The 13,953-nt window shown below is 70.1% G+C and carries 10 protein-coding genes; 6 read left to right on the plus strand and 4 right to left on the minus strand.

Features of this window, described 5'->3' with window-relative positions; all coding sequences use genetic code 11:
- Window positions 1–28: 28 nt before the first annotated feature.
- The 5 genes from ACIBCM_RS28795 to ACIBCM_RS28815 all read left to right on the plus strand — a co-directional run bounded on the left by ACIBCM_RS28795 (window position 29) and on the right by ACIBCM_RS28815 (window position 2,709).
- Complete coding sequence (locus ACIBCM_RS28795) at window positions 29–643, plus strand: hypothetical protein (protein WP_399248249.1); 615 nt, start codon at window positions 29–31, stop codon at window positions 641–643.
- Window positions 644–794: 151 nt separating this feature from the next.
- Window positions 795–968 carry a hypothetical protein gene (locus tag ACIBCM_RS28800; protein ID WP_399248191.1) on the plus strand — a complete coding sequence of 58 codons (174 nt, stop codon included), beginning with the start codon at window positions 795–797 and terminating at the stop codon, window positions 966–968.
- Between the two features lie 149 nt (window positions 969–1,117).
- Window positions 1,118–1,678, plus strand: a complete 561-nt coding sequence (locus ACIBCM_RS28805; RefSeq protein ID WP_399248251.1) for a BlaI/MecI/CopY family transcriptional regulator — start codon at window positions 1,118–1,120, stop codon at window positions 1,676–1,678.
- A gap of 9 nt (window positions 1,679–1,687) precedes the next feature.
- A complete protein-coding gene (locus tag ACIBCM_RS28810) occupies window positions 1,688–2,209 on the plus strand; it encodes an amino-acid N-acetyltransferase (RefSeq protein WP_399248193.1) in 522 nt (173 codons plus the stop codon).
- Window positions 2,210–2,376: 167 nt separating this feature from the next.
- Entirely contained in the window at window positions 2,377–2,709 is a 333-nt protein-coding gene (locus tag ACIBCM_RS28815) for an Lsr2 family protein (protein ID WP_389276143.1), read from the plus strand.
- 11 nt (window positions 2,710–2,720) lie between these two features.
- On the opposite strand, the gene ACIBCM_RS28820 is transcribed toward ACIBCM_RS28815, so the two are convergent.
- Window positions 2,721–3,350, minus strand: coding sequence for an SCO3374 family protein (locus ACIBCM_RS28820; protein ID WP_399248195.1), 630 nt, complete (start codon window positions 3,348–3,350; stop codon window positions 2,721–2,723).
- A gap of 433 nt (window positions 3,351–3,783) precedes the next feature.
- Here ACIBCM_RS28820 and ACIBCM_RS28825 point away from each other — a divergent pair, with 433 nt between their 5' ends.
- Window positions 3,784–6,309 (plus strand): ATP-dependent Clp protease ATP-binding subunit, encoded by a 2,526-nt coding sequence (locus ACIBCM_RS28825; RefSeq protein ID WP_399248197.1) that lies wholly within the window; start codon window positions 3,784–3,786, stop codon window positions 6,307–6,309.
- A gap of 180 nt (window positions 6,310–6,489) precedes the next feature.
- On the opposite strand, the gene ACIBCM_RS28830 is transcribed toward ACIBCM_RS28825, so the two are convergent.
- The 3 genes from ACIBCM_RS28830 to ACIBCM_RS28840 form a co-directional block, all read right to left on the minus strand.
- Entirely contained in the window at window positions 6,490–9,465 is a 2,976-nt protein-coding gene (locus tag ACIBCM_RS28830; protein WP_399248199.1) for an NACHT domain-containing protein, read from the minus strand.
- Window positions 9,462–9,821 (minus strand): trypco2 family protein, encoded by a 360-nt coding sequence (locus tag ACIBCM_RS28835; RefSeq protein WP_399248201.1) that lies wholly within the window; start codon window positions 9,819–9,821, stop codon window positions 9,462–9,464. The genes ACIBCM_RS28830 and ACIBCM_RS28835 overlap by 4 nt, the downstream gene beginning before the upstream one ends.
- A gap of 209 nt (window positions 9,822–10,030) precedes the next feature.
- The gene (locus ACIBCM_RS28840; RefSeq protein WP_399248203.1) at window positions 10,031–13,525 is read right to left on the minus strand and encodes an NACHT domain-containing protein; all 3,495 of its coding nucleotides are present in this window, start codon (window positions 13,523–13,525) and stop codon (window positions 10,031–10,033) included.
- Window positions 13,526–13,953 lie beyond the last annotated feature (428 nt).

The raw sequence follows: 13,953 nt of genomic DNA on the forward strand, positions 1-13,953 counted from the left end.
GCCCACGCCATACGGATCCCGCGGCGGCATGGCCTTCAGCGCAGACGAGCTGCGTGTGCTCCGACGCGCCCTCGCCGTTGCCCTTCAGCCCGCCCCCCTCGCCGACGAGGATGTCCAGGACTGCCTCCGGCTGGCAGATTCCGTGGACGAGGCCGTGCGCGAGGCCGGCCGGCTGCGCGCCTTCCTGCTCGCCGATCTCGCCCGCTACCGCGCCGCGCTCCCCGGCGCGGTGGCGGGCTACCTGGAGCTGCTCCAGGACGCCCTGGCCGCCGGCTACGACCCCTGCCCGGACGATCTCGCCGCTCTGCGGGCCCTGCGCGGCAACCCGGTCGCCGCGGCGGTCCTGGACCGCTGCGAGGTGATCGCGGAGCGTTCGGTACGGGCCCGGCTGGCCGGCCGCCCGTCGGCCTCGGGGCCGAGTGCGACCACCCCCGGGCCCCGCACCCGCCTCCTCGCGCTCCCCGGGGGCCGCGCCGCCGACGAAGAGCGCCCGAAGCCCGAGCCGCGGCCCAAGCCGAAGCCGCAGCCGAAACCGGAGCCCGCATCCCCCGCGCCCGGTGAGCGGCCGGTGCCCAAGCCGTCCGAGGTCTTCCCGCCGCGCCGCCGACCCGTGCCGCCGCCGGAGCGCCGGGCCGCGGGCTGAGGACCGGCCGCTGAGCGCCGGGGCACGGGCCGGCGGCTGGGGACTGAGGGCCGGGGCCCGGGGAGGCAGGGCTGAGGGCCGTACCGCGATCGGCGGTACGGCGGCCCGCCCGCCGGAGACCACGGGATGGCCGTTGGCTACTCTGGCAGCCATGGACTACGTATCCGCGCTTGTGCCTCCCGTGGTGATGGCCGTCTTCTTCACCACTCTGATCGTGACGATCGTCAAGAGCCAGGGTGGTCCGAACAAGGCCAAGGAGGACGCGTTCGTGGACGCCGCGATCGCCCGCGCCGAGGCGGCCCGCCAGACCGTCAAGGGCGACTGACGCCCGTAAGCACTCCCGCGCGTCCAGGACGCATGGCTGACTTCCGGTCGGCCATGTGTCCTTTTTGTTCCGTCATTACTGAATATTCCGACTTCTCCCACTATGGTGACGATGTGCCCCGCCAATTGGGAGATCTCGAAGACGCCGTCATGACACGCGTCTGGCAATGGAACCGGCCGGTCACCGTCCGGGAAGTCCTGGAAGACCTTCAGCAGGACCGGTCCATCGCGTACACGACCGTCATGACGGTAATGGACAATCTCCATCAGAAGGGCTGGGTCCGCAGGGAAGTCGAGGGCCGCGCCTATCGATATACGGCCGTCTCCACCCGTGCCGCCTACTCGGCCGCGCTCATGAACGAAGCCTGGTCCAAGAGTGACAACCCCGCGGCCGCCCTGGTCGCCTTCTTCGGCATGATGTCTCCGGAGCAGCGGGAGGCTCTCCAGGCGGCCGTCCGTATCGTTCAGGCCGACATCCCGCAGAGCGATCCCGTTGAGGGTGACAACGCACGGGAAGACACCGTTCACGGTGATCCCGGCGGTGATGCCGGAAGCGAAGACGGGGACGACGGAAGCGAAGGCGAGCGCGAAGAGGGGAGCGAAGGCGAGAGCCTCACGGAGAGGGAAGCCGCCCCCCGGGCCGGGCACGCAGTTCAGGCGGGTGTTCGCCATGACGAGGCCGCCGACGGACCCCCGACCACGGGGCGATAGCGTCGGCCCATGCCTTATCCCGCAGCAAATGCCGTCACCGTCCGGCGTGCCAGGACCAGCGATGTGCCCTCGGTCCGCCGACTCGTCGATCCGTACGTGAGTGAAGGCATCCTGCTCGACAAAGCAACCGTCACTCTTTACGAAGCCATCCAGGAGTTCTGGGTCGCCGAACGCGAGGAAGACGGTACGGTCGTCGGATGTGGTGCCCTGCATGTCATCTGGGAAGACCTCGCGGAAGTGCGCACTCTTGCCGTCGACCCGCTCTTCAGGGGCACGGGCATCGGTCATCAGCTGCTTGACAAGCTGTTGCAGACAGCACGCTGGCTGGAGGTGCGCAGGGTTTTCTGCCTCACCTTCGAAGTGGACTTCTTCGGCAAGCACGGCTTCGTCGAGATCGGAGAGACACCGGTCGACGGAGATGTCTACACCGAGCTGCTGCGTTCCTATGACGAGGGTGTCGCCGAGTTCCTCGGGCTCGAACGCGTGAAGCCGAACACCCTGGGCAACAGCCGGATGCTTCTGCACCTGTGATCCCCGGCGGACCCCATCCCGGACCGTGAACCAGGAGCGGATCCCTATGTCCGAATCGCGCACGTTTCCCGTCTTCCCGGGGTTCTGAACCTCTGCCAAGGGTTTGTGTTTTCCAGGGAAAAGCGGTTTCCTTTCCGCGTACTGCATTTTCGATGAAAGGAAATCCGGTGGCACAGAAGGTTCAGGTCCTTCTTGTCGATGACCTCGACGGCGGCGAGGCGGACGAGACGGTGACGTTCGCTCTGGACGGCAAGACCTACGAGATCGACCTCACCACCGCCAATGCGGACAAGCTCCGCGGGCTGCTGGAGCCGTACGCCAAGAGCGGCCGGCGGACCGGTGGGCGTGCCGCCGCGGGCCGCGGCAAGGGCCGCGCGGCGAGCGACAACAAGAACACCGCGGAAGTGCGCGCCTGGGCCAAGGCGAACGGTTACGAGGTCAACGACCGCGGGCGCGTCCCCGCCACGGTGCGTGAGGCGTACGAGAAGGCCAACGGCTGATCAGCGCACTCTTAATCGGCCGAGTATTCACCCGCTGCGTATTGGTACTGCTTCGCACGGACTTTCGTACGCAGCAATCGGGCCCGGTGGCATTCCGTCGCCGCCGTGTCCAGGAGCCGTACGAGATCGGGGCCGCCTCCGGCGACCGCTCCCGGGCCGCGCCGCCCGAACGGGGCGAGGGCCGGAAGAGTCGGCTCCACCTCACGCCCCGGCACGGGGGGCCGCAGCCACACGGCGGCCCCCCGCGAGCCGGTCCACCCGGGCGGCACCGGAGCGGTCATCCGCCCGCCCGCGCCGAGCGCGGTCAGCTCCAGGGCGATCCCGCCCCACTCCAGCCAGTCCAGCAGTTCCGGCAGCTCATCGGCGCTCCCCGCGGCCACCAGCAGCCGCATCCGGTCGCCCTCCAGCGCCACGGGCCCGGTGGGGACCCCGCGGCGCAGCACGGCGGCGCCCGCGTCCGCCGGTAGCTCCAGCACATCGAAGCGCAGCCCCGTCAGCAGCCCCACGGGCCCCTCCACGGCTCCCGGGGAGCCCTTCGCGACGGCCCAGCCGAGCGTTGTCCCGTACCACCGCGCGATGTCCCCGGAGAGGGCCTCGGGCCCCTCGGAGGGCTGACGCTGGGGCGGAAGGCTGACGGTCATACCCCGGGAACTCCCGATCGGCCCGAAGAGTTACGCAGAGTGGGACGGGCATGGCGCACGGTGTCCCGGTTCGGGGCGTTCGGCCGTGTTCGGCGAGGCAAGTCTGTTCGCCCGTAGCTGAGGGGGAACCGGTGCCCGCCGCATGGAGTGTCAGTCCTGACGGGTAAGACATTCCTAGTGGGGAGGGGCGACACGCTCGCAGGACGGCCTTACGTTCGCCATCGGCGTACAGATGACGAGAGTAACTGCCTGGCCTGCGGGAACATCGTCTCGCACCATCGGGTTGGAGCAGTTGTCGGCGTTCACGGCTCAGGAGGCCACAGACGGGTGTCGGCAGTTGGAATGAGCGGTCCCCGCTTGCGGGACTAAGCTGCGGAAGGACAGGGAGGGGACCGACCCCTTACTGCCTGACCGCTCTGAGGAGCGATTAACGATGTTCGAGAGGTTCACCGACCGCGCGCGGCGGGTTGTCGTCCTGGCTCAGGAAGAAGCCCGGATGCTCAACCACAACTACATCGGCACCGAGCACATCCTCCTGGGCCTTATCCACGAGGGTGAGGGTGTCGCCGCTAAGGCCCTGGAGAGCCTCGGGATTTCGCTCGAGGCGGTCCGCCAGCAGGTGGAGGAGATCATCGGCCAGGGCCAGCAGGCCCCGTCCGGGCACATCCCCTTCACCCCCCGTGCCAAGAAGGTCCTGGAGCTGTCGCTCCGCGAGGCCCTCCAGCTCGGGCACAACTACATCGGCACCGAGCACATCCTGCTCGGCCTGATCCGCGAGGGCGAGGGCGTCGCCGCCCAGGTCCTCGTGAAGCTGGGCGCCGATCTGAACCGGGTGCGGCAGCAGGTCATCCAGCTGCTCTCCGGCTATTCGGGCAAGGAGGCCGCCACCGCAGGGGGCCCCGCCGAGGGCACGCCCTCGACCTCGCTCGTCCTGGACCAGTTCGGCCGCAATCTCACGCAGGCCGCCCGTGAGTCCAAGCTCGACCCGGTCATCGGGCGCGAGAAGGAGATCGAGCGGGTCATGCAGGTGCTGTCCCGCCGTACCAAGAACAACCCCGTGCTCATCGGCGAGCCCGGCGTCGGCAAGACGGCGGTCGTCGAGGGCCTGGCGCAGGCCATCGTCAAGGGCGAGGTGCCCGAGACCCTCAAGGACAAGCACCTCTACACCCTGGACCTCGGCGCTCTGGTCGCCGGCTCCCGCTACCGCGGTGACTTCGAGGAGCGCCTGAAGAAGGTACTCAAGGAGATCCGCACCCGCGGCGACATCATCCTGTTCATCGACGAGCTGCACACGCTCGTCGGCGCGGGTGCCGCCGAGGGCGCGATCGACGCGGCCAGCATCCTCAAGCCGATGCTCGCCCGCGGTGAGCTCCAGACCATCGGCGCCACCACGCTCGACGAGTACCGCAAGCACCTGGAGAAGGACGCGGCCCTGGAGCGCCGCTTCCAGCCCATCCAGGTCGCGGAGCCGTCGCTGCCGCACACCATCGAGATCCTCAAGGGTCTGCGCGACCGGTACGAGGCCCACCACCGGGTCTCCATCACCGACGAGGCCCTCGTCCAGGCCGCGACCCTGGCCGACCGGTACATCTCGGACCGCTTCCTGCCGGACAAGGCGATCGACCTGATCGACGAGGCCGGCTCCCGGATGCGTATCCGCCGGATGACCGCGCCGCCGGACCTCCGCGAGTTCGACGAGAAGATCGCGGGTGTGCGCCGGGACAAGGAGTCGGCGATCGACTCCCAGGACTTCGAGAAGGCCGCTTCCCTGCGTGACAAGGAGAAGCAGCTCCTCGCCGCGAAGGCCAAGCGCGAGAAGGAATGGAAGGCCGGCGACATGGATGTCGTCGCCGAGGTCGACGGCGAGCTGATCGCCGAAGTCCTCGCCACGGCGACCGGCATTCCCGTCTTCAAGCTGACGGAGGAGGAGTCCTCCCGTCTGCTGCGTATGGAAGACGAGCTGCACAAGCGCGTCATCGGGCAGAAGGACGCCATCAAGGCCCTCTCCCAGGCCATTCGCCGTACGCGTGCCGGTCTGAAGGACCCGAAGCGCCCCGGTGGCTCGTTCATCTTCGCCGGCCCCTCCGGTGTCGGTAAGACCGAGCTGTCCAAGACGCTCGCCGAATTCCTCTTCGGTGACGAGGACGCCCTGATCTCCCTCGACATGTCGGAGTTCAGCGAGAAGCACACGGTTTCCCGTCTCTTCGGTTCCCCGCCCGGATACGTGGGATACGAAGAGGGCGGCCAGCTCACCGAGAAGGTCCGCCGCAAGCCGTTCTCCGTCGTCCTCTTCGACGAGGTGGAGAAGGCCCACCCCGATATCTTCAATTCCCTTCTGCAGATCCTGGAGGACGGTCGGCTGACCGACTCCCAGGGCCGCGTCGTGGACTTCAAGAACACGGTCATCATCATGACGACCAACCTCGGGACCCGGGACATCTCCAAGGGATTCAACCTGGGCTTCGCGGCCCAGGGCGATGTCAAGACCGGCTACGAGCGGATGAAGGCGAAGGTCAACGAAGAGCTGAAGCAGCACTTCCGGCCCGAGTTCCTGAACCGTGTCGACGACACCGTCGTCTTCCACCAGCTCACCGAGGAAGACATCATCCAGATCGTCGATCTGATGATCGCCAAGGTCGACGAGCGCCTCAAGGACCGTGACATGGGCCTGGAGCTCAGCCCCACGGCCAAGGCGCTCCTCGCGAAGAAGGGCTACGACCCGGTTCTGGGCGCCCGGCCGCTGCGCCGGACGATCCAGCGCGAGATCGAGGACGTTCTGTCGGAGAAGATCCTCTTCGGCGAGCTGCGCCCCGGTCACATCGTGGTCGTGGACTCCGAGGGCGAGGGTGAGGACAAGAAGTTCACCTTCCGCGGCGAGGAGAAGTCCGCACTGCCGGACGTTCCGCCGATCGAGCAGGCGGCGGGCGGTGCCGGACCGAATCTGTCCAAGGAGGCATAGGCCCTCCGGGGCCGGGGGTCCTCCGGGACCCGCGGCCGAAGGGGCTGCCCCGGTTCGTACGGAGACGTACGGGCCGGGGCAGCCCCTTTCCGCGTCGCGCCCAGAGGTCGCTCCCGGGCCCTTCCCGCGCGGGCCGGGGCCCGGCCGTCCCCGGGTGGCCCGAGCCCGGCCGTCCCCGGGTCAGAAGCCGAGAATGAGACGGGAGCCGAGGGCTTCGCGGCCCTTGATCAGGTGCTCGGGGACTCCAAGGACGAAGACCTCCAGCCCGGGCACCGAGTGGAGCGGTGTCAGATCGAGGCCGCCCTCGGCCGGTACGGGATTGTCGAGGTTGAGCACGCTCAGCGCGGGCAGCCCGGCGATCATCCTCAGATCGTCGGCGGAGATCGGCTGGGAGCCGATGCCGAGCTCCCGCAGGGAATGGCATTCGCGCAGCGGGGCGTAGCTCTCCAGCCCCGGACAGTGGCTGAGGAAGATCTCGGTGATGCCGGACCCGCAGGAGCGCAGAAAGGTGAGGTCGGTCAGCAGGCGGTTGCCGATCAGATCCAGCGACTCACAGGTCCGTCCCTCCAGGACGGCCGCCAGCTCGGCGGGCGGGAAGTCGTTGGTGAGGCTGAGATGCGGTGCCCGCGGCAGCAGGGGCAGCAGGGGCAGCTGGTCCGGACGGGTCAGATACAGCCGGACATTGCTCAGATCGATCCGGAGCAGGACCTGCTGGAGGTACTCCTCGGTCGGGTAGTTGGCCCATGTGCGGGCCAGCGAGGCGGCCATCGGACCGTAGTCGGAGCAGGCCGCGAGCCGCACCGCGTACGGAAGGGCGGCGGCGCCGCCGATCTCCCCGACCAGCGCAGCCGTGCGGCCCAGATCGCCGGGCGCGAGGGTGGTGAAGTCGGGCAGCAGCGGCAGTACGTCGGTGCCCAGCCGGGACAGCAGTCCCACGACGCCGGATTTTCGGGGCGGGAGGGCTCCTCTGACCGCCGTGTCGACCTTCTCCCGGGTTCCCTCGTCGAGGTAGGCCGCGTGCTGGGCGCACAGGGCCGCCAGCGTGTGCAGCACCGTCCGCTCCATGCCCGGCGGTTCGGCGTCCCCCGCCGCCACCAGCCCCCCGACCAGCACCGGGAGTTCACGGCGGGAGCAGTGGCCGGCCGCCAGCAGGAGAACGTCGTGCCACTGCTCCTCGTGCGCGTGACGGAGCAGCTCGTACATCTGGTCCCCCTCCACGAACTCCTTGGCCGCCAGAAAGTCCTGGAAGGTGCGGTGGGTGAACTGGAAGACGCCTTCCACCTGTTCCTGGAGGAGGCCGCTGCGGTTGAGGAGGTGGGTCAGGATCTGCCCGATCGGGCCCTGTTCCCGTACGCGGGGCATGCCGCGCAGTGCCAGGGAGAGCTGGTGGAGCGCCTGTTCACGGGTGAACTCGGTCTGGCCGCCCCGTATCAGCCAGACCGCGATCCGCTGGAGCAGCTGCTGGTGTTCGTCGACGGTCATCGTGATGCCCTCGGGCGCGTCGATGGCACGGCGCTTGTCGCGTTCACCGAGCAGCAGCTCCAGGGCGGAGCAGTACAGCGCCCACCGGGTCGGCGGCAGAAAGCCGTCCCGCTTGCGGTGCAGTGCGCAGATGACGGCGCACAGCAGCGGGGTCCGGGCCAGATCCTCCAGGATGTGGTTCCAGGTGAGCTGACGGGCAAGATTCCGTTCCAGGGCGACCAGGTCCTCCGGGTGCTCGCTGTCGAGCCGGGCCGCCGCGTGCCACGCGGTGATGAACGCCTGGATGTCGTCCCGCCGCATCGGCAGGAGGCGTACCTCCGCGAAATCCTCCGACTCCAGCCAGTCCGGGGCGACCGCGAGCGGGCGCACGGTCGCCACGCACCGGGTGCGCGGGAACAGCTCCAGCAGACTGGACAGCCGCTGCCGGGCCTCTTCGCGCTCCTGCGGGGGGATCTCGTCCAGCCCGTCGACGAGCAGCAGCGCCCGGCCGGCCTCCAGGACCCGGCGGGCCCAGCCCCGGGGGGCCTCGCCGACCATCAGCCGGGAGGCGGTGGCGAGCCGGTCGGGTCCGGGGAAGCCGCCGCCCTGGGCACGCAGGCTGCGCAGGGGGACGACGAACGGCACCAGACCGTTCAGCTCGGCGAGCCTGGAGTCGAGGGTTCCGGATGCTGCGTGGGCGGCCAGCCACTTGATCAGGGTGGTCTTGCCCGCACCCGCGTCCCCCCTGATCAGCACCCGGGGGCGGGTGCCCAGCAGGGACTCGACGCGCTGCGGGGACGTCTTGCCGTGCGCGGCCCGCCCCTCGCCCTCCTGCGGTACGGCCTCCAGGCTCATATACGCGGTCTCCAGCTCCCAGGCGGAGTCCCGTGTGCTCAGCTCGTCCAGGCCGAAGATCCTGGTCCTGCGGTACTCGGCGGCGAGGGCCTCCGCGTACTCCTCCTCGTAACGGGAGTCGCCGGGGTGGAGATGGGTGAGGCTCTCCAGCCGGGGCAGCCGCAGATTCCGGTGCTGTTCGTACCACTCGCGGACATCGGGGTGCGCCATCACCGAGCTGATGGGCACACACTCCACCCGGTGGTGATTGCGCCCGCGCGGCACCTCCCTCACGACGCCGAGCAGGGTGTCGCCCGCGTACACGGGAGCGCCGGACAGCCCGGCGAGGGGTGAGGTGCCGTCGGCGGGCTCGGCGGCGGGAGGGCGGTCGAACTCGAACACCATCGTGCGGCGGATGAGGCCCGCGAGGGGCAGGACGGTTCCCGTGTACTGGTCGACGTCGAGCTTCTGCCCGTCGTACCGCTGAATCCTCGGGAACCCGGTGACCGTACAGTGCGGCAGCGGGCGTCCGGTCGCGACCGCGGCCATCCGGACGGAGGTCTCCCGGGCCCGTGCCCCCACCACCCCCCACACCTTGAGGGCCGGTGCCGCGCTCTCGGGGAGCTGGAGCAGAGCCACATCGAGCCGGGCGTCGGACCAGACGACCTGGCAGAGCAGATTCCTCGCCGACCCGGGGATCGGCCCGGTCGTCACCACACGGGCGTTGTGCCCGGAGCCGATCACATGGGCGCAGGTCAGCACGGTGCTCGGGGTGATGAACGCCCCGGTCCCCTGGCATCGCCCGAGGACCGCCACGGCCTTCTCGGCTCGCGGCGGGAGCGGCGGCGGGGACAGACTCACCGCGTTCCCGGATACGGGTCGCCACCGCCGAAGTCACTCGTATCGCCCTGGTCGTCATGGCCCACCAGCCAGGAGACACCCGTCCGGGCGTCCTTCGGCCTGAGGGTGAAGGCGACCCGGTGGACGCGGCCGGTGGTGCGGCCGGAGTCCGCGCCGCCCTCCAGGACCCAGGCCCTCACCTTGCCGCCCGCCTTGGTCTCCTTGCGCAGCTCGATCGTGAACTCCATCTCGATGTCGCCCATCTCGAAGAGCACGGGACGGCCGGTGGCCCGGGTGGCGGCGTCGATGAGCTGTTCGCGTACGGACTCGATGGCGTCGGCGAGTTCGATCTCGGTGCCGGTGTCGGTGTGGCTCATGGCCCGGACCGTATCGAGCCGCGGCCCGGGTCCGCCCGCGGTTCCGCGAACTCCGCGTTTCCGGGCGGAGGGTGCGTGGCGGGCGCGCTCCGACGGGGCGCGGTGCGCCTGTGCGCCGGGAGCGTGAGCCCTTCGCCGTGCCTGCCGCGCCCACTCCGGTCAGGGTGGTCGGGGCCACGTCCGGTGAACGGGCTCACGGCGCGGTCGGGTCAGTGAACGGGCCCCAGGCGCAGGCCGTGAACGGGTTCGAGGCACAGCCGGCCCGCGAAGCTCTCGGCCCCCCTCACCTGAGGCGGGCTGTCCCGGCGGTGGGTGAGGTGAACGGTGAGGTCCGCGTGAGCGAGCCAGGGGGTGAGGTCGACGGCGCAAGGGGGGTCGATGCCGTATCCGGTGAAGCCCAGTTCCAGCCGGCGCAGACCAGGGAAGACCTGTGCGAGCAGCTCCGTGTCGATCGGCCGGCCGATGCCGGCGAGCGCCAGCTCGCTGATCCCGGGGACGGCGACGGGTACGTCCGGGGAGAACTCTTCGAGATGGCGGAGCTCCAGGCGCCCGCAGGCCGTCATCCGCGCGACGGCCTCGACGAGCGAGGGGATGTGCAGAAGATCCGCCCGGTCCAAGGCGAGCTGCTCCACCGCGGTCCAGCGGGCGAGTCCGTCGTACGGAAACGCGGTGCGGCCGGTCAGCGAGAGACGGCCGGCCCGGGTGCGGGGTGCGGGCAGGGCCAGGAGTCGGGTGTCCAGGCCGAGCTGGGAGAACGAGCGGTCGCACAGCTCGTCGAGAGTGGTCAGCCCGGGGCAGTCGGCGAGGGTGAGCCGGGAGACCGTGGGGCGGCTCCGGACGAACCTCAGATCGGTGACCTCCCTGTTGCGGGTGATCAGCAGACGGTCGAGTCCTTCGGCGGGCAGCACGGCGTCGAGCCGGGCGGCGCCGTGGTTGCCCCGGATGCTGAGGGAACGGACTCCTCCCACATGGCACAGCTGCCGGAGCTGTTCGTCGGTGTCGATCCTCAGAAGGACATCGTCGAGGCGTACCCGTGACAGCACATCACGGGCGTACCGCTCCACCGGGAAGCCGCTCCAGGCGGCCACGAGAAGCAGACGCACCTGGGGGTCGGCGTGTCCGGTGAACGGCGCGAGCGCCTCCATGGCCGGTGCGCCCCCGATGTGCACGATCGTGTTGATGACCCGCGCGTCGGTGTGGACGGAGTCCGAGGGGCCGGGCAGCAGCGGCAGTACATAGTCGCCGAGGGCGGCCAGCTCGAAGGACTCATGCTGTTGCCCGGGCGGCATCAGGGCGACGATCCGGCGTTCCGTCTCCTCGCGGACCCGGCCGTCGAGGAAGACGGCGGAGGCGGCACAGTGCCCGGCGAGGAGATGCAGCGACCGGCCGTCCTGTGCCGCGTCCCCGAGGGCGCCGAGCCGGTCGATCAGCCGGCTGACCCGGCCGCGGTCGAAGTGGCCCACCGACAGCCGGATGACGTCCTGCCACTGTTCGTCGGACGCCCTGTGCAGCAGCTCGCTCAGGCTGTCGGTCTCGGCGAACTCCTTGGCGGCCAGATAGTCCTGGAAGGTGCGGTGGATGAACTGGATGGCCTCCCCGGTGCGCTGCTGGAGCAGACCGCTGCGGTTGAGGAGGTGGGTCAGGATCCGCTCGGCGGTGCCCTGCCGCAGCACCTGCGGCATGCCCCGGGCGGCCTTCGCGATCTGGGTGACGGCCTCGTCGGGGGTGAGCTGGGTGCGGCCGTTGCGCACCAGCCAGACGGCGAGGTGCTGGAGCAGCAGCTTGTGCTCCTCGATCCCGATCGCCAGCCCCTCGGGCGCGTCGATGCCCCGCCGCCGGTCCCGTTTGCCGAGCAGCATCTCCAGGGCCGCGTGGTACAACTCCCAGCGGGTCCTGGGCAGTTCACCCTCACGCTTGCGGTGCAGTACGCAGATGACGGCGCACAGCAGGGGCGTACGGGCGAGATCGCTCAGGACCCGGTTGCGGCGGAACTCCCGGCGCAGCGCCTTCTCCAGGGAGTCGAGGTGCCGGGACTCCGCCTCGGCGCGTGCCGTGTCGGCGAGGGCCGCGTACTCCAGGCGCGCCGCCCGGTGCCAGGCGGTGAGGAACGCGGCGATGTCGCCGTCGCTCATGGGCAGGAGCAGCAGATCGGCGAAGCCCTCGGCGGCCAGCCAGCCGGGCTCGACCGCGCCGGGGCGTACGGTCGCCAGCGCGCGACAGTCGCCGTACCGCCGGAGGAGGCCGGTCAGCCAGGCGCGGGCCTTGTGGCGGTCGGCCCTGTGCCGGTGGACCTCGGGGAGTTCGTCGAGTCCGTCCACCAGGAGGAGCGCCCGTCCGGACTCCAGGACACGTTCGGCCCAGCCCTCGGGCGGGCGGCCGACGGGGAGTTCGGCGACGCCCGCGAGTTCGTCCGGGGCGGGAAAGCGGTCGCCCTGGGTCTGGAGGCTGCGCATGGGGACGACGAACGGCACCAGCCCGTTGAGTTCGTCCAGTTCGGCGGGGAGGGTGCCGTTGGCCGCGTGGGAGGCGAGCCACCACACCAGGGTCGTCTTGCCGGCGCCCGCCTCGCCGCGCAGCAGGACACGGCGGCTGGTGCCGAGCAGGTCCTCCACCCGGTGGGGGCCGTGGGCGGGCCCCGGGTCGGCGGTCCCCGGGTTGGCGGGCGGGGGGAGCGCCGTCCTGGTGTCCTCGGTCCGGTTGCTCTCGTCCCGGATACTCGCGGCCTGGATGTGCTCGGCCCGGATGCTCTCGTCCCGGATACTCGCGGCCTGGATGTGCTCGGCCCGGATGCTCCCGGTCCCGATGCTTCCGGCCCGGATGTTCTCGCCGGGCGGCCAGGTGCCTTCGGTCCGGGTGCTCCCGGTCCGGACGCCCTCGCCGGGCAGCCGGGTGGCTTCGAGACTGAGGTACGCGGTGTCCAGGTCCCAGCTCGCCTCGCTGATGCCCAGATCGTCGATGCCGAAGATCTCCGTCCTGCGGTACCGGACCGTGAGCGCGGCGGCGTACCGCTCCTCGAAAGCGGCGTCCCGTGGATCGAATCCGGCGAGGTTCTCCAGGGGCGGCAGCCCGAGGACCGCCTCGCTGTGGGGGCCGTGGTTCCTGAACGCGGAGACCAGCGGCTCGTGGACCGCCCGCAGCGGTACCGCCTCCAGTTGCTGGTGCCCCTCCGTACCGCGCACCGCCGACACGATCCCCATCAGCACGGACCCGGCGAAGACCGGGGACCCGGACAGCCCGTCGAGCGGTGAGGTCCCGCCGGGCGGTACGGCGCCGGGGGAGTGGTCCAGCCAGAAGGTGAGCGCGCCCCGCACCCGGCCCGCGACCGGCAGCACGCTGCCCGTGTACTGGCCGAAGTCGAGCTCGGTGCCGCCGTAGCGCTGCTGGCCGGGGAAGCCCATGGTCTGGCAGCCGGGCAGGGGATCGTCCCTGGTCGGGCGCCCCCAGCGGAGCCGGCCCAGCCGGGCGGCGGGGATCACCTCCGCCCCGGTGTGCAGCAGGGCCGCGTCGACACCCTGGGCCGCGCCGCTCCACACCACCTCGCAGGGGACGCGATAAGAGAGGGCCAGATGGGAGATCTCGGCCGTCCGACCCCGCTCATGCAGTACATGTGCGCAGGTCAGGACGTATCTCGGGCTGATCAGCACGCCGGTGCCCTGTCGCTGTCCATGGACCGCCACGACCCGCATCGAGGCGCTGTTCCGCATGGTTCCCACCCCCGTCACCGCCCCCGAGATTAGTGGCGCGGACCACAATCGCGTTCCCGAAACGGTGACAAGGCACACAGGCCCTCCCGGCCTTACTAGCCGGAATAGGAGGGCTGTCCGGCCCTTTACGGCGACCTCCCGTCCTTGGCCCGCCGGGACTTTGGTCCCTCCGGGTGGCGGAGGGGAGCGAGCCGGGTTCCAGGGCCCCCGGTCCGGGTTCTCAGGCCACACGTACATGCGGTTAAACCTGTTTCCGGGAAGAAAATCAGGAGGGTCTCCGGCAAGTCGCTTGTTCATGGTCAAAAGGTGTCAATGGCTTGAATCACGACGCTTTCGCTACGACGTAATGTCGTAGTTGGGGCATTTGAGGCGAAGTGCGGGGGTCGGTTACCAAGGGATGGCCAACCACCCCCGGCGCAATTCCTGTG

It is taken from the genome of Streptomyces sp. NPDC051018 (assembly GCF_044456085.1).
Classification (GTDB): domain Bacteria; phylum Actinomycetota; class Actinomycetes; order Streptomycetales; family Streptomycetaceae; genus Streptomyces.